Origin of the sequence: Frankia canadensis, from assembly GCF_900197875.1 — a bacterium.
In the GTDB taxonomy this organism is placed as follows: Bacteria; Actinomycetota; Actinomycetes; order Frankiales; family Frankiaceae; genus Frankia; species Frankia canadensis.
In genome coordinates this window covers 127,329-146,727 of record NZ_FZMO01000112.1, presented here as the reverse complement: position 1 = coordinate 146,727, position 19,399 = coordinate 127,329, and the positions used below count along the sequence as shown (strand labels likewise).

Sequence of the window (19,399 nt, the reverse complement as noted above, 5' to 3'; positions counted from 1 at the left end):
TCAGCAGATCCTGGTGGACGGCTGCTCGCCCGGGTCCGGCCGGTCGCCCCGCCATTTCGCCAGCTCGATCGTCACCTGGCGGCCGGGCCCGGTGGAGCTGGAGACCTCGCTCGCAAGCGCGCTCAGGACGGTCCACGAGAAGGTGTCCTTCGACGGCGGCTCACCGTCGATGCTCATCACCGACACGGCGACCCGCATGGCGCCGGGCAACAACGTGAACGCACACTCCAGCGCGGAGTCGGGAACGGCGGCGACGAGCAGCAGCGCGGACGCCTCGTCCACGGCGATCCGCAGGTCCTCGATGTCGTCGAGGGTGAAGTCCAGCCGGGCGGCGAGCGACGCCGTCGCGGTGCGCAGCACGGTGAGGTAGGCGCTGTCGGCCGGAAGGGCGAGCTGCACAACGTCGCGCGGATCCACGTTTCTACCTCCAGCGCTGCGTGTCCCGGCGGCGAGGCCTCGCCGCACGGCCATGCACTCCGGGCTGTCGTCCCCCGGACGCGCACTCCCAAGGTCTACATCATCATGCCCCGCGGCCCTCGCCCGGCCATGGTCACGGCCGCCGATCACGCCCGCCCGTGCGCCCCAAGCCGTATGCCCGTGTGAGGCACGTCATCGGCCGCATGAGGCCAACCCCCTAAACGGACTACCAGAGTCCATCTAACATGTGGACTCAGTTGGTCCGTTTCCTGTCGGACCAGGGTTCCCCTCCCGTCCCGTCGACGGCGTCCGGCACCGGAGGCCGCCGAGTCACCTCACGGAGTGTCATGAGCACTGCCCCTCCGCGCCCGAATCCTGGCCGCACCCTGGCCGTCCTTCTCCTCGCGAGCATGGCGTTCGCGCTCGCGCAGACGACGGTCGTGCCGGCGATCCCCGTGCTGGCCCGCGAGCTGCGTGCCTCCGTCGGCGACGTCACCTGGACGATGAGCGGCTACCTGGTTGCCGCGGCCATCCTGACGCCGGTCATCGGCCGGCTCGGCGACATGGTCGGCAAACGTCGCATGCTCGTCGTGTCCCTGGCCGTGTTCGCGCTCGGTGGGGTGGTCGCGGCGCTGGCCGGACAGCTCTGGGTCGTGATCGCCGGCCGGATCCTGCAGGGCGCGGGTGGCGGCGTGATCCCGCTGTGCTTCGGCATCATCCGCGACGAGTTCCCGCCGCATCGGCGACCGGCCTCCATCGGGCTGATCTCGGCGATGCTCGGGATCGGCGGCGGCCTCGGACTCGTCCTCGGTGGACTGCTCGTGGACCACGCGACCTATCACTGGATCTTCTGGTCCGGCGCGGCGATGGCCGCGCTCGCCGCCCTCAGCGCCCAGCTGCTGGTTCCCGAGTCGCCGAACCGGGTGCCCGGCCGCATCGACCTCGTCGGCACCCTGCTGCTGGGCGTCGGCGTCGCCCTGCCGCTGGTCGGCATCAGCCAGGCGAAGACGTGGGGATGGACGAGCGCCACGACCCTGGGCCTGATCGTCGCCGGCGTCGCCGTGCTCGGCGCGCTCGTCGCCTTCGAACGGCGTCAGGCCGAGCCGCTCATCAACATGACCATGCTCGCGCAGCGCCCGGTACTGATCACCAACATCTCCACGGTCCTCGTCGGGTTCGGCATGTTCGGCGCCTTCCTGCTCATCCCGCAACTAGCCCAGACCCCGAAGACGACGGGTTACGGGTTCGGCACCGACGCGACGACCGCCGGCCTGCTGATGGTGCCCGGCTCCCTCGCGATGCTGGTGACCGCACCGCTGGCCGGCGTCATCGCCGGACGGTGGGGCGGACGCATCGCGGTACTCACCGGCAGCCTGGTCACGGCGGCCGGCCTCGCCCTGCTGGCCACGGTGCCCGACTCGCGGCTCGCCCTGGTCCTGATGGGCGTGGTCGCGTTCGCCGGGATCGGCCTGGTGTTCGCGGCGATTCCCAACCTCGTCATCGACGCGGTGGCGGCCGACCGGACCGGCGAGGCCACCGGTGTGAACACGCTGCTGCGTTCGATCGGCTCGTCGCTGGGATCGCAGATCTGCGCGAGCATCCTCGTCTCCCAGGTGGATCCCGTCACCGGCATCCCGACGGCCGACGCCTACCAGATCGCCTTCCTCTTCTGCGCCGTCATCGCGGTGGTCGCCGGCCTCAGCGCACTGGGCCTGCCCCGCTCCCGGACCGGCGCTGGCGCCCCGGCCGCCTCGGCCGATTCCCGACCGGCAGCGCGGGACAGCGACGAGGTGGGCGCGGCACGATCGGCGACCACGCGGGTCGCAAGCGCCACCAGGTAACACGAGACACCCGTACACGAGTACGCACGAGGAACCCGCGTCCGTGCCCGCCGCGAGGCGAGCGCGGGCGCGGGTCATGCGGCGACCCGCCGTCCGCCGATGTGCTGCAATGGGCGGATGACGACCTCGGAGACCCGCAGGTCGGACGCACGGCGTAACCACGAGCGCGTCGTGCGGGCCGCCGTCGAGGTGTTCGCCGAGCTCGGCCTGGCCACGACGGTGCCCGACGTCGCCGACCGCGCCGGTGTCGGCAAGGCCACCGTCTACCGCAACTTCCCCAGCCGAGACGACCTGGTGGCCGCGGTCATCACCCACCAGCTGCGGTGGTTCGTCAACATGACGCGCTCGGCGTTGGACAATCCCGACGCCGCGGCGGCGTTCCGTGAGCTCATCGCCGCCTGGTTCGACCAGATCGTGCTGAACAGACTGGCCCACGACATGCTGCGAACCAGAAGCGTGACCAGCGCGGACCCGCAGATCGCCGACCTCATCACCGCCTTCGAGCAGATCGTGACCCGAGCCCAGGCGGCGAACGCGCTGCGCAGCGACGTCAACACCGAGGACCTGCGGACACTGATCACCGGCTGCGCCCAGCGCCTGGCCGAGACGGGACGGCAGGACGAGGACAGCCGCCTGCTCTTCCGGCGCCTCATCCTCGACGCCCTGCGCCCCCAACACGACCACGCCCCCTGACCCGCGGGCGGCGCGGAGGAGGGCCCACCTCGGGCTACCCGTCCGCCAGGCCGACCGCGTCAGCGGCGCACCCCGACGCCGCGGCCGGCACGAGCCACACCCGTCTGATGCACCACGGCGCCGGACCGATGTACCACCACGCCACCGGCCGCGTACCCGCTCGTGCCGGACTCGCTCGTCCCGGAGGCCGGCGGCGTGGGACTCGATGTCGACCCGTCCGACGAGGTGGTCCCCTGCGACGAGGTGGTCCCCTGCGACGAGCCATACACCACCGTGCCGGACCGGTAGACGCCACGAGTGCCGTAGGCGACGCCGGCATGCCCGACACCGGCATGCACGCCCGCCGCGCGTGTCAGCCCGCGAGCCTGGGCCGCGGGCGCGAGAACGAGCGCCGCGCTGCCGAACACGGCGAGGAGCAGGGCGAGTACCGGCACCACAGTCCGTCTGACCATCATGTGCACCTCCAGGCGTCGATCTTCGACGCTTCGGCTGTCGACTCCTGATCTCCCGGCTCCAGGCCCTCGTGTCACCGGTTGCCATGACCCGCCGGCGCCGGCGGAACTGGATGATCACCGCCATCGGGGTGACTACCCATAGAACTCATACGATCTCCATGAGTGACATGATGGGCGATGCGCGTCGAGACCGCCACCGCGGATCCCGCTCGCATCGTGCCGGGCCCATCCCGGGCACCGGAGTCGAGCACGACCATGGGGGCGCCGACCAGCGTTTCAGCCGGATCGGGCGGTGCTGTCCGACCGGAGCGTGAAGGTGTCCGACTGGCGGAGGCGCCGCAGCCGGGTCCGGTTGGAGCATCGAGGCAGCCGCCGGCAGCCGCCGGCTCCCTCCTGGAGGCATCGATGTTCATCGCCGTCCTTGACGTCAGCACCACCGCGGCCGATCGCCCGGCCGCCCTCGCCACGCTGGACGGGGAGCGCGACGAGGTGCTCGCCATGCCGGGCAACGTCGCCTTCCGCGTGTACGCGGCCCGCGAGAACGACACCCGGATCACGGTTGTCCACGAGTGGGAGGACCAGGTGTCCTTCGAGGGGTACCTCGCGTCGGCGGTTTTCGAGCGCTCCGGGAAGGCGCTGCGGCCGCTCATGACCGACGCCCCGGTCAGCCGCCGCTTTCACGCCGACCTGCTGGAGACGGTCGGCTGAGAGATCCGGTTGCCGGTTCCTACAATCGGCCGGTGCGAGCCTGCCGATGACGCGTAGGGCCTGCCGATGACGCGTAGGGCCTGCCGATGACGCGTAGGGCGTTCAGCTTCGTCCGGAGCTTCCCGCCGGAACCGGCCCGCGAGCTCTGCGTCGACCGTCACTACCTGCTCTGCGCCTCCGCGGGCGTCCTCCGGCTGGAGGCGCAGGGGCAGGTGTGGCTGCTTCCACCGGCGCGCGCGGCGCTGATCGAGGCCCATCGGCCGATTCGGGTGAGCATCCCGCGTCCCGTCACGACCGCCTCCGTCCTGTTCGACCCGGACTTCGCCCCGCGGCCGCCGGCGCCGCTGACGGTGTTCGACCTCAGTCCGCTCGCTCGTGCGCTGGTGGCCGAGTGCCGCGCCTGGGATGAGGACGGCGAAGCACTGCCGACCTACGCCGCAACGCTGTTCGCCGCGCTCGCCGCGGTCTGCTGGCGACTCGCCGAGCGGCCGAGCCCGTGCGTCGTTCCCGCGGGACGCTCACCCGAGCTTCGGCGGGCACTGCACATCACCGAGCAGCGCCTCGCCACCGATATCCGCTTCGAGGACGTGGCACGCGAGGTGGGTCTCGTACCGCGCTCGCTGGCGCGACGTTTCGAGGCGGAGACCGGCCTGACCTGGCGAGCGGTCCTGCGCCGCCTGCGGGTGCTGCACGCGATCGAGGAGCTCACCGACAGCGAGCTATCAGTCACGAACATCGCCTTCGCTTCGGGGTACACCTCGCTGTCGGCGTTCAACACCGCGTTCCGCGACCTGACCGGCCGGACCCCCACCGAGTTCCGCGCGAGTTTCTGCCCCTGATCGCGGAGCTGGCGACGTGCCGTTTCCGCCCGGCGCCCAGGTCTTCCGACACTGCGTGCCGACAGCTTCGTTTCCGGCAGGGCACATGACCAGGCAGTCGTCTTCGCCTACCGCACCGGCCTCGCTGGCAGGGCGAGTACGACCAGGGCCGCCGGCGCCCGGTCGGGGACGGGATGTGAAGCGGCCGCAGCTCGCTGCCTCACGCGATCCTGTGCACGTGGTGCGTTCAGGTCGTCGCCACACGGTCAATCGCCGACTGCCTTATGTACTGGAATCAGTACAGTTGGCGGGCAGCACATGGTCACGGCAAGCGCGAGTGCCGGCGTGCGGGTGGGGGGGTGGCGACGACGGAGACGGATCCGGCGGCGATCCTGCGGTTCTGGACGTCCGTGGAAATGTTCAGTCCGCCGCCGGTACAGGCCGTCGACCGGCGGCGGCGGGTCTACCGACCTGCGCCCGATCAGCTGCTGCCGTGGGACCCACGCCACGAGCTGGCGCGGGTGCGCAGGCCTCCTGACCAGGTGTGGCGACATGTCGTGTACCTCGGCGTCTTCGCTCTCGAGGCCGTGCACGACCGCCTCGCCGAGGTCTACGGGGCAGAGGATGATTCCTACGATGCCCGACCGGCCGGGGAGAGTGCGCTTGCCGCGTTCATCGTCTCCGGCATCGGACGGCCGCAGCCGGACACTCTGACGCTGTCCTGCTGCGCCTGGTCGACCGCGCAGGCGGTCACGCGACGCTCCGCCTCACCGGACTGGGCGGCGGACTTCGACGCCGCAACGGCGGGATTCTCCGACGAGTTCCTCCGGGTGCTGCTGCCGTTCCTGGAACACGAACAGACCTGTGCCGCCTGCCGCCGCGGCGACGTCACCGCCTGCGTCGAGGATGGCATCGCGGGTGATCGCCTTCCTCCGCCGATCACGCTGGACGGCCTGCGGAACTGCCGCGACGCCGTCGCCGCGGCAACCGGCGCCGGCGATCTGTTCCCCTGCACCGAGATCCGGGTGGCGAGCACCCTGGTCTCCACCCGCACCGCGGAGTCGGCCAGCGCGGCGGACACCCACGACTTCCTGAACAGCTTCGTCCTGGCGGATCTGCGCCGGGTCGCGCGCGCCGCGGGCGCTACCCGACCCACGGGGGCGCTCGGGTCGTATCTGCGGCCGAACGCGGCGCTCGACATCGGTCGGCGCCTCGACGTCCGGGAACGGCTCGATGTCGTCCTCGACGCCACCCGCCCGGCCCGGGTACCGGCAGGGCGGTGGCCGAGTCCTCCGGAGCATCCGCTGGCGCTGAGCCAGCAGCTCGCCGTCAACAGCATTCTGGACATGGTGGACGGCGATGGCGGCATCTTCGCCGTGAACGGACCGCCGGGAACGGGCAAGACCACCATGCTCCGCGACATCGTGGCTGCCCTCGTCGTCGAACGTGCACACCGCCTCGCCGCGCTGACAGCCCCGGCCGACGCGTTCAGCGGTGAGAAGCGTCGGTGGAAGACCGGCGAGTACACCCGCGTCGCGCACGTCTGGGCGCCGTCGCTGACCGGCTTCGAAATCGTGGTCGCGTCGGCGAACAACGGCGCGGTGGAGAACATCACGAACGAGATTCCCGCCCGTGACGCGATCGGCGACGGATGGAGCGCCGAGGCCACCGCACTCGACTACTTTCCCGCTGTTGCCGCGAGGCTCCTCGGCGCCCGCCCGCAGACCCGCACGCCCACACCCACGCCCATGCCGGTGCCGGTGCCAGGCGGCGCCGCCCGCGCCGGCGGCGAGACCGAGACCGACACGGACGTCGACGCGGACCCCGAGGTCGCCGCGGGCGAGACCGAGGCCGCCTGGGGCCTGGTCGCCGCCCGACTGGGCAACAAGCGCAACCGCACGCGTTTCGTCAGCGACTGCTGGTACGGCACCCAGGGCGCCTCCGCCGACAGCGACGGGGCAGGACTGCTGGCGACGCTCAAAAGCTACGAAAAGGGGTCGCCGCCCACCAGCTGGCAGGCCGAGACCGCCCGGTTCCGGCAGGCGTACGAGGCGGTCACCTCCCTCGGCGCGGACAGGGAGCAGGCATTCGTCCTGCTCGGCCGGCGCGACCAGGCCGAGCAGGAGCTGCCTGCCGCCACGGCCGCCGCGCACGACGCCCGCGCCGCGGGCGCACGGGCACGGGCCGACGCAGACCAGGCCGCGTCGCTGCTGGACCAGTGGCAGCAGGAACGGGCCCGGCTGGTGGCGGTCCGCGTCGAGCACCGGCAGTTCCGCCCGGGCCTGCTGGACCGGTTGTTCTCCCGCGCGACGGTACGGCAGTGGCGGGACCGCGACGCGGAGCTCGCTGATCAGGTGGCCGCCGCCGAGCGGGCCGTCGACGCGGCGCGGCGATCGTCCCGTCACCTGACCGACGCCGCCGCCGACGCCGCCGACATCTCGGCCCGGGCCGACGAGCACGCCCGCCGCCGCGCGATGCTGCTCACGGAACTGACCGGCGAGGTCGACCGGGTCCGTGCCCAGCTCGGCGACGTCGTCCCGGACGCGCAGTGGTGGACGGCGCGCACCCGCCGGGAACGGGCCGCGCCGTGGACCGATCCGCGGTGGAACCAGGCCCGCAGCGAGCTGCTGTTCGCCGCGCTGCGCCTGCACAAGCAGTTCCTGCGCCACGTGCCCACCCAGATGCGCCAGAACCTGCAGGCCGCGATGGACGTCGTCGGTGGCACCGCGCCGGGCGAGCTACGGTCCGAGGACGCCATCGAGGCCTGGCGCAGCCTGTTCTTCGTCGTGCCGGTCGTGTCAACGACCTTCGCCTCCGTCGGCCGCGTCTTTCCCCAGCTCGGGCCGCAGACCCTTGGCTGGCTTCTCATCGACGAGGCCGGGCAGGCAACCCCGCAGATCGCGGCGGGCGCGCTGTGGCGTGCGCGCAACGTGATAGCCGTGGGTGATCCGCTGCAGCTGGAGCCGGTGTCATCCCTGCCGTTGCGCATCCAGCAGATGCTGCGGCAGGCACACGGCGTCGACGAGGAATGGGTGCCCGCCCGCACCTCCGTGCAACGCCTGGCGGACCGGCTCAACCCACTCGGCACATGGCTGCCGGACGAGGAGGGACCGGTCTGGGTCGGATCGCCGCTGGTTGTGCATCGTCGATGCGACCAGCCGATGTTCGACCTGGTCAACGAGCTCGTCTACGACGGACTCATGATCGATGCGACGGGGTCGGACGCCGCCGATCGCTTCACGCGGCGCTATCCTCACCTGCCCGCGTCGAAGTGGATCGATGTGCGCGCCACCGAGGCTCACGGCCACTGGGTTCCGGAGGAGGGACGGCGGCTGGAACAGATCCTGGGCGCGCTCGCCCGGCTCAACGTTCCGTTCTCCGAGGTGATGGTGATCGCGCCGTTCCGGGACATCGCCCTCGCCCTACGCCCGTACGCGGAGCGCTATCCCGGCCTGGTCGCCGGAACCGTGCACACCGCCCAGGGAAAGCAGGCGGACATCGTCATCATGGTGCTGGGCGGGGCGCCGGACCGTCCCGGCGCGAAGCGCTGGGCCGCCAGCCGGCCGAACCTGTTCAATGTGGCGCTCAGCCGCGCGAAACGGCGGGTCTACGTCGTAGGCGACCGTCAGGCGTGGGCCCAACAGCGCTACTTCGCCCAGCTCGCGGACAGCCTCCCCTACGACGAACCCCGATAGCCTTCGCCTTCGCCGGCGAACGGCGGCTGCGCCGCTGGCACGGTCAGCGCCGTGAGGCCGCCCCGCGCGTCTGTTGCCGAACGGCCGTGCGTGGGACATGCCAACCATGATCTTCACCCGAAGCGGGGAAGTCCACCAGGGAGACCACGGACAGGACGTGGGGTTCCGGCGAGGGGACGTCCCCGACCTGGTATCCAGGCCGGGGCGCTCGGGGTCTCCGGCGGGTCAGCCGGCCGTCGGCACCGGCACGGTCTCCTCGACCACGGCGTACAGGCCCTGACCGACAGGGCTCCAGTCGCTGACGTGGCGGACTTCGAGGGTCGAGAGCAGCTTGTCGGCGGCCTCGCCGAGAGCGGCGAAACCGGCCGCCTCATCGGCGGCGAAGCTGTCCGGAGTGGGGTAGATCGGGTCGAGGCGGCCGACGATGGCGCCCACCTTGTCGGCCTCACCACGGACGATGCGGACCTCGCGGGTGTCAGCGTCGACGTACACGTAGGTGTTCGTGTCGGTCAAGGGTGCGCTCCTTGGGGGTCACAGAGATCGGTTCGGTTCGTGCCGGGGCCAGCCTTCCGCAGCGACGTGGACCCCTGCCACGCACCCCCTTAGGTGTTAGGACTCAGGGGCATATGGCGTCTCGCGGTCGTGCCACGAGGCCAACTCCGAACCGATGGTGGCCAAATCTGGTCTCGCCGCAGTCGCGGACGCGCTCAGCGGTAGATGTCATTGGCGCCGATCCGCAGCCAGATGATGCGCGGGTCACCGCGGTTTGGGACTCCCGTGCGCAGGTGCTCGACAACCCCGCCGGTCCGGCTCCTGGCGGGGCGACGACGCATGGGCCGCCGCCGCCGTGGTGCGTGCGGTCTGGGCGGGGCTCCAGCGTCACGTTCCTTGAGGTAGAGGGCATACGCGATCGCCCTGTCGTACCAGGTTGACCACTGGCCGGCCCTGTCTCCGGCGGCGAGCGGGACCCCGCGCGGCACTCGGAATCGACGGAGCTGATTCACCAGCAGATCATCTGTATATACTGACCGTATGGGTATCGACGAGATGCGTGAGCCCACCTTCCTGGTGCTGGCCGCGCTCGCCGACGGAGCCAAACACGGGTACGCGCTGATCCACGACATCGCCGCGATCTCCGAGGGCCGGGTGACGCTACGAGCAGGGACGCTGTATGCCGCGCTCGACCGACTGACCGGGGAGGGCCTGGTGCGCCCGAGCGGCGAGGAGGTGGTCGACGGCCGGCTCCGCCGGTACTACGACCTCACCGATACGGGTGCCGACGTCCTCGCAGCTCAGGTTGACCGGCTTCGGTCGAACGCCGCCGCGGCCGAGCGCCGGCTCCGTTCCCGCCCGGGCCTGGGGGCGGCGCCGGCATGACGCCGTCCCGGCTCGAAGTCGCCTACCGCCGACTGCTGCGGTGCTATCCGCCTCGCTGGCGGCGGGATCACGGCGACGAGGTCGTCGCCACCTTGCTGGACCTGGCCGACGCGGCCGGCCGGACCAGGCCGAGCCCAGCGGACATCGCCGACCTGGTCGCCCATGGCCTGGCTGCTCGGCTCGGCGCGTCGCTGGGCCTGGTGCCCGTGGTGGTGCGACAACGGATCGCGATTCTGGCGTTGGCGTCCCTGGCCGCGCTGTCGTCTGACCTGTTCGTCGTCGCGGAGGTGCTGCCGGATCCGTGGCCGGCCTATGCGGGAGATCTGGCTGGGGGCGGTCTGACCTTCGGCCCGTTCCTCACCGTCGGCGCCGCGATCTACCCGCTGCCGGTGGCCGCCTTCGTCGCCGCGTTGCTCGGCGCGCGGCGCGCCGCTCGCTCGCTGCTGGGGCTCACATGCCTCGCGGTCTGCGCTGCTGTGCTAGTGGCCGCGCTCACCGATATCGAGCGGCCACCGCTCTATCTGCTCCTCGTGCTGTTCCTGCTGGCGGGGATGGCGTTGGCGGGGACACCGACGAAGCTCCACCGCCGCGGCCTGCTCACCGCCGCGGCGCTGTTCGTCCTGTTCCTTGCAGTAGCCGAGGGCTACAGCTGCCTCCTTGTCCGCCCTGACGGCTACGCGTATTACGCCAATCCGTCCACCGCCTACCGCGGACCGGAGGGGCCGGTCGACACCATTCAGGCGATCCTGCCGGCCACGGTCATTCTCGGCATCACAGTCGCGACTGTGATCAGCGTGCGGCGACCCGGCTGGACCGTCGCGGCCTTCGTCGTCGGCACAGCCTGGCCGCTGATGCCCATCATCAAGGCGACGCGGTATTACACGTGGGGATGGGAGGCCGACTACGCCGGCGGCGGATTCCTCCTCATACTCGGCCCCACCGCACTGGCAGCCGTACTCGATCTGTCCCGCGCCGCCAGCCCGCACACCCTGAAAACTCCACACCAGCCAGCCGAGGATCAGGACACCGCAACAACGAAGTGACGGCGAAACCAGCCAGCTCCAGTCGGCCGAGCTGACGCAGAACGCGAAACCGCCTGAGCGTCAGCTCCGGCGTCGAAGCCGTCAGATGCTTCGCCGGTACTGCCCACCGACCTCGAAGAACGCCGTACTGATCTGACCGAGCGAGCACACGCGCACAGCGTCCATCAACGCCGCGAACGTGTTGCCGCCCGACGCTGCGGCCTTGCGCAGCCTGTCGAGTGCCGCCGGCACCGCGTCCGCGTTGCGTGCGCCGAACTCGGCGAGCCGGCGCAGCTGTGACTGTTTCTCCTCCTCGGTGGCCCGGGCGAGCTCGAGCGCGGATGAGTCCTTCTCGTCGGCATCCGGCCCGAGGAAGGTGTTGACGCCGATGATCGGCAGCGACCCGTCGTGCTTGCGCCGTTCGTAGAGCATCGACTCGTCCTGGATCCGCCCGCGCTGGTACCCGGTCTCCATCGCGCCGAGAACACCGCCGCGTTCCGAGATCCGCTCGAATTCGATGAGAACGGCCTCCTCCACCAGGTCGGTGAGCTCGTCGATCACATAGGAGCCCTGCAACGGGTTCTCGTTGCCGGCGAGGCCCCACTCCTGATCGATGATCATCTGAATCGCCAGCGCGCGGCGGACCGACTGCTCGGTGGGCGTGGTCACGGCCTCGTCATAGGCATTGGTGTGCAGGCTGTTGCAGTTGTCGTAGATCGCGCACAGTGCCTGCAGGGTCGTCCGAATATCGTTGAAGTTCATCTCCCGCGCGTGCAGGGAGCGGCCCGAGGTCTGCACGTGGTACTTGAGTTTCTGGGAACGTTCCGACGCCCCGTAGCGCTCGCGCATCGTCACCGCCCAGATCCGCCGCGCGACCCGGCCGATCACGCTGTACTCGGCATCCATGCCGTTCGAGAAGAAGAACGACAGGTTCGGGGCGAAGTCGTCGATGTTCATGCCGCGGGCGAGGTATGCCTCGACATAGGTGAAGCCGTTGGCGAGCGTGAACGCGAGCTGGCTGATCGGGTTCGCCCCGGCCTCGGCGATGTGGTAGCCGGAGATCGACACCGAGTAGAAGTTGCGCACCCGGTTGTCGATGAACCATTCCTGCATGTCCGCCATGCAGCGCAGCGCGAACTCGGTCGAGAAGATGCAGGTGTTCTGTCCCTGGTCCTCCTTGAGGATGTCCGCCTGCACGGTGCCCCGCACGTTCGCCAGCGCCCACGCGGCGATCTCGGCCGCTTCGGCCGCGACCGGCTCCCGCCCGTGTTCCGCGCGGAAGACCTCGAGCCGCTGGTCGACAGCCGTGTTGAGGAACATCGCCAGGATTGTCGGCGCCGGGCCGTTGATGGTCATCGAGACACTCGTCGTCGGCGCGCAGAGATCGAATCCGGCGAAAAGCGCCTTCATGTCATCCAGGGTCGCGACCGACACACCCGAAGTGCCGATCTTGCCGTACACGTCGGGACGGGGACCCGGGTCCCGCCCGTACAGCGTCACGGAATCGAACGCCGTGCTGAGCCGGGTAGCCGTCGACTCGGCGGAAAGCAGATGGAACCGCCGGTTCGTACGGAACGGATCACCCTCGCCGGCGAACATCCGGGCAGGGGCCTCGCCGACCCGCTTGAAGGGGAAGACACCCGCGGTGAACGGGAACAGGCCCGGCAGGTTCTCCCGTCGGCGGAACCGCACGAGTCGCGCGTGATCATCGATGTCCGGAAGCGCCACCCGGGGCACCGACGTGCCCGAGAGCGTGGTGCGCACCAGCGGCGTGCGGATCTCCCTGCCCCGAACCGAGTACACCATCTCCTCGCCGGTCCGCTCGGCCCGCAGCGCCGGCCAGGACTCGATCAGCTCACGCGTCTCGGCGTCCAGCGCGGCGTCAGCGGCGCGCCAGATGTCCCGCAGCCCGCCGGCGGCCCCATCCGCGGTCGCGGCCCCACCCCCGGTCGCGGCCCCATCCGAGGTTCCACCGGCAGACCCGGCGGGGGTGCGGGGGGTGGCTGCGGTGGAGGGCGAGCTGACGGTCGACGCCTCGAGCTCGGCGATGGCGGTCGCCAGATGTTGGCGGCGCCGCGCGATCCGGGCCTGGTCCTCGGTGTGCGCGTGGTAGCCGCGCACAGCCTCGGTGATCTCCGCCAGGTACCGCGCTCGGGCCGGTGGCACGACCGTCGTCAGACCGGTGGACGCACGGACGTCCACCTGCGCCAGGCGACCGGGCTCGAGCCGCAGCCCACGGTCCTGGAGCAGGCCGCGCAGGAACAGATAGAGAGCCGTCACCCCGTCGTCGTTGAACCTTGCCGCGGACGTGCCGAACACCGGCAGGTCCTCCCAGCTGGCGCTGAAGTCCTCCCGGTTGCGCAGCAACTGGCGAGCGACGTCCCGGCGCGCGTCCTCAGCGCCCCGGCGCTCGAACTTGTTGACCGCCACGACATCGGCGAAATCCAGCATGTCGATCTTCTCGAGCTGGGAAGCGGCGCCGTATTCCGGCGTCATGACATACATCGAGACGTCGCAGAACGGCACGATGCCGGCGTCACCCTGACCGATACCCGGCGTCTCGACGATCACCAGGTCGTAACCCGCCACCTTGCACGCCGCGATGATGTCCGCAAGCCGCTCCGGCAGCTCCCCTCCCGCCTTGCGGGTCGCGAGCGAGCGAAAGAAGGTCTGTGGACGGATCTCCCACGCGCCGGCGTCAGGATCAGCTTCCTGGCCCACGATCGTTTCGTCAGGCGTCGTCGCGAGCGCGTTCATCCTGATGCGGTCGCCGAGCAGCGCCCCGCCGCCACGCCGTCGGGTGGGATCGATCGCGAGCACCGCGATGCGCGGCGCATCACCCTGGTCCAGGCGAAACCGCCGCAGCACCTCGTCAGTGAGCGACGACTTTCCCGACCCGCCGGTGCCCGTGATGCCCAGGACGGGAACATGGCGATCACGTTCGGCCGCCGACCGCACAGCCGCGGCGAAGTCGTCGTCCCGTGCGGCTTCCAGGACCGTGATCGCTCTGGCCAGCGTCGCCTCGTCCCCGGCGCTCAGCGCCGCCACCGTCGGCGTGGCCGCCGTGAGATCGACGTCGTTCTCCCGGAGGATGGTGTTGACCATGAGACCGAGCCCGAGCTGTCGACCGTCCTCCGGGGAGAAGATCCGCGCGACCCCACGGGAGTGGAGAAGTTCGATCTCCTCCGGCACGATGACGCCGCCGCCACCGCCGTAGACCCGGATGTGCCCGGCGCCGCGGGCACGCAGCCGCTCCACCAGGTACGTGAAGTACTCGACGTGCCCACCCTGATAAGAGGACAGCGCCACCGCCTGCGCGTCCTCCTGGATAGCCGCGCTCACGATCTCGTCGACTCGACGGTCGTGGCCCAGGTGGATCACCTCGGCCCCCTGAGCCTGAAGGATCCGCCGCATGATGTTGATCGCCGCATCGTGGCCGTCGAACAGCGCGGCCGCGGTCACGACACGAACTGGACAGACGGGTGCGTGTAGAGCAGGCCGCTCCTCGCTCGCCACGGTGACTGCGGACATGCGGCACGCTCCCAGAACGACGACGAGACAGCCAGGGGATTTCGTTGGTAGCCAGATAGTAGGGCGTCCTAGAGACTGAAGCCAGCGAAGTCGGGCGGCCGCGGGAGCAGGCGCCACCGCCGCGCCGCATCGAATCGAACCGCGGCCGATCAGACCAGCGGGTTCACCCGGATGGTGATGCCGGCCGCGCGGACAGGGACAGGCCAGGCCTCAGGGCACCTGGACCACCAGGGCAGCCAGACTCAGGCCGGCACCGAACCCGATCAGAAGCGCGTGATCGCCAGACCCGACAGCCCCCCGCCGCCGCAGGGAGTGCAGGGCCAATGGGATCGACGCGGCGGACGTGTTCCCACTCGTGACCCCTTCGCGCGCGACCACAGCTCGCCCGGCCCCGATCTTTGCCGCGATCTGGTCGACAATCCGAAGGTTGGCCTGATGCGGGATCACCGCCGCCAGATCATCCAGCGCGATACCCGCGCGCTCACAGGCCGAGCGAGCGACAGGATGCACGGCGCTGGTGGCCCAACGGAAGACCGCCTGCCCATTCATCCGCAGGAATTTTGAAGTTTCGTCAATTTTGATGAAGGATGCTTTTTCGCCGTCATGCCCCCAGGCGACCGGCCCGATCGCGGACGAGTCACCAGGTCCGACAACCACCGCGCCGGCACCGTCTCCGAAGATTATCGACGTACCGAGATCGTCTGGATCAACAAGGTCAGTCATCCTCTCCGATGCGACTACCAGGACATGGCGCGCGGACCCCGCACGGACAGCGTCGGCGGCGACGGCAGTCGCATAGCAGAAGCCGGCGCAGGCGGCGTTGAGATCCATGGCTCCAGCTCGGGAGGCCCCGAGCGATTGCGCCACCTGAGCCGCAACCCCGCCCGCCCGCGGGTCGTTACTGCAACTGGCGACTATGACAAGGTCAACGTCCTGTGCCTGGAGCTGGCTGTCCAGCAGCGCCTCGCCCGCAGCGGCGGTGGCCATGACAGCGACCGTCTCATGCTTCTCCGCCGTCCACCGCGAAACGAAGCCGGTGCGGATCTCGATCCACTCGGCCGACCGGCCGAAGCGACGGCCGAGCTCCTCACTCGTGAGGCTACGAGACGGCCGATACGCGCCAAGCCCACTGAGCCGCGCCCCCTTGCGACCCGCAGGCACCACACCACTCCCCACCATCACTTTCCTTCCGTTGCGTACTCATCACAACGCGGACAGCGATGGTCGCGGCGCTTGCCGTCGACCGCCAGACCACGACGATGCCCGCGTCACGACGATGCCCGCGTCACACGGACGGCCCCCATGGCCTATGGCGAACCGAGTCCCCACGCTACCATCACTTCTGCCTTCCTATTATCGGACATCATAGTAACCAGGCCTGGATCGGTCTCCGGACCTGGCCGTCGAGCCGCCGCCGGAACGCTGCGCGACCCCGATCGGCGGCGGCCGACGCCTCGGTGCGCGGCCGGCCCACCGGAGGCCGCCAGGTCGGTTCGTGATCGTCGAGTTCCCGTCCGCGCGTCGGCTCCCGTTGCCGGGGGCCACGGGAGCCGACGCGCGGACGGGTGCTACCCCACGAGATGGAATCCGATGATCAGTGCCCAGACCGCGACGATCCAGCCGTGGAACAACAGGACCAGGGGCCGCGGCGCGTCTCTGAGTTCCATGAAGAAAAGCCCGACCATGCTCAGCTTGACGGCGACGATCGTCATGATGAGCGTCGTCCGGCCCGCGCCGTCGCCGGCCAGGTCCTCGGCCAGCCACGTGGACAGGCCGGTCACGAGGATGAGAGCGACCACCACGAGCGAGACCACCCGATCGCCCGCACGGGCGGCGGAGGCCGGCGCTCGCCCCGGCGTCACACCAGATAAAGGAGCGGGAAGAGAACTATCCACAGGACGTCCACCAGATGCCAGTAGGAGGCGCACCCCTCGACGACGGCGGTCTTCGGTTTGCGCGCCGGATTCCAGGTGTAGCGGACGAGGACCACAAGAACGCACATCCCGAGGGTGAGGTGCAGCGCGTGGATCCCGGTGAGGACGTAGTAGTACAGGTAGAAGTCGTTGGTGGCGGGCGTGATTCCGTGGGCGAGCTTGTCGCCGTATTCCAGGCCCTTGTTCACGGCGAATCCCAGGCCGCAGACCAGAGCGGCCAGGAAGAAAAGCGCCGGCCGGCGTCCGCCGCCGCCGTCCCCACCCAGGTCGCGGTCCCGCAGCGCACGCACGGCCCGGGCGACGAAGTACGAGCTCCCCAGCAGCAGCACAGTGTTCAGCAGGCCGAACGGGAGGCTCAATGTCTCCCGTGACGCGCCGAAGACGTCCGGGTCCGCGGCACGCGCCTGGCTGAAGAGCACGAACAGCACGCCGAAGACCATCATGTCGCCGAGGACGAGGACCCAGACGCCCGCCTCCCCCGGGATGTGGCCGCTACGGCGGCCGCGGCCGGCGCCGGCAGTGGTCGCCGCCCGCCCGCGCCCGTCGAGCGTCGTGCCCTCAGCCCGCATGTGCCGCCTCGCGGGCGTCGGCCTCTGCGGCGTCGTTCATGACCGAGCGGTGGCAGACATACGTCATGACCAGAATCCAGCCGAAGTAGACGAGTATTGGAACCCAGAAGACCATCACGCCGTGGTAGGCGAACGGGCCGGTCTTGAAGAACGTGAGCAGCCCGACCGGAAGGAAGGAAATTGCCTCCATGATGTTGACGTAGGCCACCCAGCGGGGGAAGAGGGGCTTCTTCGGATCGTCCAGCAGGGTCGCCACGGCGATCGCCACGCTCTGCACGACGAACGGCGTCAGCGGCATGAAGAGCGTGATCCATCCCAGGTCGTGCAGCGCCTGGGTGATCTCCGGATTGCGCTCGGGGCGGAAGGCCGCCGCGCTCAGCATGAGGAACGGCAACAGGAGGAAGATCCAGGTTGTCGCGCCGGCGCCGAGCTGGATGTAGGCCAGGACAGGGTGGGAGCGGCGGGCCCGCAGCATCTGGCGGGTGATGACGCCGAACAGCGGCGCCCACACCGCGAAGCCGATCAGCATGAGCAGCAGGCCCAGCCGGATGATCGTGGTGTTGTCCCGGTAGTAGGCGGCGATTTCCGCCGGGGTGTCGTGCGCCGGTGGCGGCGGCATCAGGCCGGCCATCACCCACCCGGCAATGATGATCACGAGGCCGGGTGGAATGCACCACAGGCAGGCGAGCAGGACGCGTAAGCCGACGGTGCGCTGCCCAGGCGGGGACGGCGGGATCGCGACCTCGGGTAATCTTTCCGTGGTGGTCATGACGTCCTCATGAAGGTCGTGGAAGCCAGCCGTGCCGCTCGCTCCCGGTCGGTGGCCGCCGACGGGCTCGTCCTGCCCGCGCGGGGAGCCCTCAGGCGGGGTCGTTGGCCTCGTCGAGGTAGATCGACTTGAGCGCCTGGAACGGCGCCAGCCCCTCCGGCCCCAGCTCGCGTCCCAGGCCGCTCGCCTTGATACCGCCGAATGGCACGAACGGGTCGTTGACGTAGCCGTTGACGCCGACCGTGCCGGAGCGGACCCGTCCGGCGAACGCGGCGCCGCGCGCGGGGTCACTGGTCCAGACCGAGCCGCCGAGTCCGAAGTCGGAGTCGTTCGCGATGGCGACGGCCTCGTCCTCGTCGGTGTACGGGATCACCGCGAGCACTGGCCCGAAGATCTCCTCCTGGGCGATCGTCGCTTTCGGGTCGACGTCCGCGAAGATCGTCGGCTCGAGGAACCAGCCGCGGTCGAGACCCGCCGGGCGCCCGCCGCCGGTCGTGACCCGGCCGCCCTCGGCCCGGCCCTTGGCGATGTAGGACTCCACCCGCTCCCGCTGCCGCTGCGACACCAGCGGGCCGACCTTCGTCTCCGGGTCGAGCGGGTTGCCGATCGTCAGGGAGGAGGCGAGCGCCGTGACGGTCTCGACGATCTCGCCGTAGCGCGCCCGCGGCGCCAGCACCCGGGTGCCGAGCCAGCAGATCTGGCCGTTGTTGAGCAGAGTGGCGGCGAAGAACGACTCCAGCGAGGAGCCCAGGTCGGCGTCGTCGAGCACCACCGCGGCCGACTTCCCGCCCAGTTCCAGCGTCACCGGACGCAGCAGCCGGCCACAGGTCTCGGCGATGGCTCGGCCGGCGGCGGTGGAGCCGGTGAACGACACCTTGTCGACACCGGGATGCGCGACGAGGTACGCGCCCGCCTCGCGCCCGGCCGGGACGACGTTCAGCACACCCGGGGGCAGCCCGGCCTCGATCGCCGCCTCGGCCATGAGGAAGGCGTCCAGCACCGTCTCAGGAGCTGGCTTGAGGACCACGGTGTTGCCGGCGGCGAGCGCCGGGGCGAGCTTGAGGAAGGTGATGGCCTGCGGCACGTTCCACGGCACGATCGCGGCGACGACCCCGATCGGCTCCCGCAGGACCAGCGCCTTCTTGCCCAGCATGCCGGCGCGGACCTCCCGCTGGCCGTCCGCCACCAGGCCGGTGTAGTACCGGAGCAGGAGGGCGGGGAAACCGGCCTCGAAGTTCTGCGCCAGCCACAGCGGCATGCCGTTCTGCACCGAAACCCGCCTGGCCGTCTCACCGCCCCGCGACTCCAGCGCCGCGGCGAAGCGCTCCAGGACCTCACCGCGCCGAGCCGGCTCCCAGGTGCTCCATCCGCCGGGCTCGTCGAACGCGCGGCGGGCCGCGTCGACGGCTGCGTCGATGTCGCGCTCGCCCGCCTCGGGCACGCTGCCGGCGGGCCGCTCGGTCGCCGCCTCCGTGACCTGGATGCGGTCTGTCGACGCCGGGTTCGCCCACTGCCCACCGATGTAGAGGCTGTCGTACTCGATCGTGGTCATGTCCATTCCTTTGCTCGA

At 70.3% G+C, this 19,399-nt stretch carries 16 protein-coding genes; 7 read left to right on the top strand and 9 right to left on the bottom strand.

Going from position 1 to position 19,399, the window contains the following annotated elements; all coding sequences use genetic code 11:
• Complete coding sequence (locus C1A33_RS11680) at positions 1-417, bottom strand: anti-sigma factor (protein ID WP_243407445.1); 417 nt, start codon at positions 415-417, stop codon at positions 1-3.
• A gap of 347 nt (positions 418-764) precedes the next feature.
• Here C1A33_RS11680 and C1A33_RS11675 point away from each other — a divergent pair, with 347 nt between their 5' ends.
• Together C1A33_RS11675 and C1A33_RS11670 are read left to right on the top strand one after the other, a co-directional pair.
• Positions 765-2,258 (top strand): MFS transporter, encoded by a 1,494-nt coding sequence (locus C1A33_RS11675; protein ID WP_101831524.1) that lies wholly within the window; start codon positions 765-767, stop codon positions 2,256-2,258.
• Between the two features lie 117 nt (positions 2,259-2,375).
• Entirely contained in the window at positions 2,376-2,951 is a 576-nt protein-coding gene (locus C1A33_RS11670; RefSeq protein WP_243407444.1) for a TetR/AcrR family transcriptional regulator, read from the top strand.
• Positions 2,952-3,010: 59 nt separating this feature from the next.
• Here the strand turns inward: C1A33_RS11670 and C1A33_RS11665 are convergent, their stop codons facing one another.
• The gene (locus C1A33_RS11665) at positions 3,011-3,403 is read right to left on the bottom strand and encodes a hypothetical protein (protein ID WP_133150645.1); all 393 of its coding nucleotides are present in this window, start codon (positions 3,401-3,403) and stop codon (positions 3,011-3,013) included.
• 408 nt (positions 3,404-3,811) lie between these two features.
• Between C1A33_RS11665 and C1A33_RS11660 the strand changes: the two genes are divergently transcribed.
• From C1A33_RS11660 to C1A33_RS11650, 3 genes are all read left to right on the top strand, one after another.
• Positions 3,812-4,114 (top strand): putative quinol monooxygenase, encoded by a 303-nt coding sequence (locus tag C1A33_RS11660; RefSeq protein WP_101831521.1) that lies wholly within the window; start codon positions 3,812-3,814, stop codon positions 4,112-4,114.
• Positions 4,115-4,200: 86 nt separating this feature from the next.
• A complete protein-coding gene (locus C1A33_RS11655; protein WP_101831520.1) occupies positions 4,201-4,953 on the top strand; it encodes an AraC family transcriptional regulator in 753 nt (250 codons plus the stop codon).
• A gap of 338 nt (positions 4,954-5,291) precedes the next feature.
• Positions 5,292-8,627: a DEAD/DEAH box helicase gene (locus tag C1A33_RS11650; RefSeq protein ID WP_101831519.1), complete on the top strand. Its 3,336-nt coding sequence runs from the start codon at positions 5,292-5,294 to the stop codon at positions 8,625-8,627.
• A 225-nt stretch (positions 8,628-8,852) separates the two neighbouring features.
• On the opposite strand, the gene C1A33_RS11645 is transcribed toward C1A33_RS11650, so the two are convergent.
• Complete coding sequence (locus C1A33_RS11645; protein ID WP_101831518.1) at positions 8,853-9,140, bottom strand: hypothetical protein; 288 nt, start codon at positions 9,138-9,140, stop codon at positions 8,853-8,855.
• Between the two features lie 519 nt (positions 9,141-9,659).
• Here C1A33_RS11645 and C1A33_RS11635 point away from each other — a divergent pair.
• Both C1A33_RS11635 and C1A33_RS11630 read left to right on the top strand, forming a co-directional pair.
• On the top strand, positions 9,660-10,004 hold the full coding sequence (locus C1A33_RS11635) for a PadR family transcriptional regulator (RefSeq protein ID WP_101831517.1): 345 nt from the start codon (positions 9,660-9,662) through the stop codon (positions 10,002-10,004).
• A gap of 92 nt (positions 10,005-10,096) precedes the next feature.
• The gene (locus C1A33_RS11630; RefSeq protein WP_243407443.1) at positions 10,097-11,047 is read left to right on the top strand and encodes a hypothetical protein; all 951 of its coding nucleotides are present in this window, start codon (positions 10,097-10,099) and stop codon (positions 11,045-11,047) included.
• A gap of 81 nt (positions 11,048-11,128) precedes the next feature.
• Here C1A33_RS11630 and C1A33_RS11625 read toward each other — a convergent pair whose 3' ends face one another.
• From C1A33_RS11625 to C1A33_RS11600, 6 genes are all read right to left on the bottom strand, one after another.
• Positions 11,129-14,557, bottom strand: coding sequence for a methylmalonyl-CoA mutase family protein (locus C1A33_RS11625; protein ID WP_101831515.1), 3,429 nt, complete (start codon positions 14,555-14,557; stop codon positions 11,129-11,131).
• 210 nt (positions 14,558-14,767) lie between these two features.
• Positions 14,768-15,736 (bottom strand): beta-ketoacyl-ACP synthase 3, encoded by a 969-nt coding sequence (locus C1A33_RS11620; RefSeq protein WP_101831514.1) that lies wholly within the window; start codon positions 15,734-15,736, stop codon positions 14,768-14,770.
• A gap of 389 nt (positions 15,737-16,125) precedes the next feature.
• Positions 16,126-16,371 (bottom strand): cytochrome C oxidase subunit IV family protein, encoded by a 246-nt coding sequence (locus C1A33_RS34810; protein WP_165818338.1) that lies wholly within the window; start codon positions 16,369-16,371, stop codon positions 16,126-16,128.
• A 44-nt stretch (positions 16,372-16,415) separates the two neighbouring features.
• Positions 16,416-17,060 (bottom strand): cytochrome c oxidase subunit 3, encoded by a 645-nt coding sequence (locus C1A33_RS11610; protein WP_101831512.1) that lies wholly within the window; start codon positions 17,058-17,060, stop codon positions 16,416-16,418.
• The gene (locus C1A33_RS11605) at positions 17,050-17,829 is read right to left on the bottom strand and encodes a hypothetical protein (protein WP_101831511.1); all 780 of its coding nucleotides are present in this window, start codon (positions 17,827-17,829) and stop codon (positions 17,050-17,052) included. Before C1A33_RS11605 ends, C1A33_RS11610 begins: the two co-directional genes overlap by 11 nt.
• 91 nt (positions 17,830-17,920) lie before the next feature.
• Positions 17,921-19,381: an aldehyde dehydrogenase gene (locus C1A33_RS11600; protein WP_101831552.1), complete on the bottom strand. Its 1,461-nt coding sequence runs from the start codon at positions 19,379-19,381 to the stop codon at positions 17,921-17,923.
• Positions 19,382-19,399: the final 18 nt, after the last annotated feature.

Coding starts and splice junctions, on each gene's coding strand:
- C1A33_RS11610 (WP_101831512.1), bottom strand. CDS start 17,060: ATGCGGGCTGAGGGCACGACGCTCGACGGGCGCGGGCGGGCGGCGACC.
- C1A33_RS11635 (WP_101831517.1), top strand. CDS start 9,660: ATGGGTATCGACGAGATGCGTGAGCCCACCTTCCTGGTGCTGGCCGCG.
- C1A33_RS11665 (WP_133150645.1), bottom strand. CDS start 3,403: ATGGTCAGACGGACTGTGGTGCCGGTACTCGCCCTGCTCCTCGCCGTG.
- C1A33_RS11625 (WP_101831515.1), bottom strand. CDS start 14,557: ATGTCCGCAGTCACCGTGGCGAGCGAGGAGCGGCCTGCTCTACACGCA.
- C1A33_RS11600 (WP_101831552.1), bottom strand. CDS start 19,381: ATGACCACGATCGAGTACGACAGCCTCTACATCGGTGGGCAGTGGGCG.
- C1A33_RS11660 (WP_101831521.1), top strand. CDS start 3,812: ATGTTCATCGCCGTCCTTGACGTCAGCACCACCGCGGCCGATCGCCCG.
- C1A33_RS11605 (WP_101831511.1), bottom strand. CDS start 17,829: ATGACCACCACGGAAAGATTACCCGAGGTCGCGATCCCGCCGTCCCCG.
- C1A33_RS11670 (WP_243407444.1), top strand. CDS start 2,376: ATGACGACCTCGGAGACCCGCAGGTCGGACGCACGGCGTAACCACGAG.
- C1A33_RS11675 (WP_101831524.1), top strand. CDS start 765: ATGAGCACTGCCCCTCCGCGCCCGAATCCTGGCCGCACCCTGGCCGTC.
- C1A33_RS11620 (WP_101831514.1), bottom strand. CDS start 15,736: ATGGTGGGGAGTGGTGTGGTGCCTGCGGGTCGCAAGGGGGCGCGGCTC.
- C1A33_RS11655 (WP_101831520.1), top strand. CDS start 4,201: ATGACGCGTAGGGCGTTCAGCTTCGTCCGGAGCTTCCCGCCGGAACCG.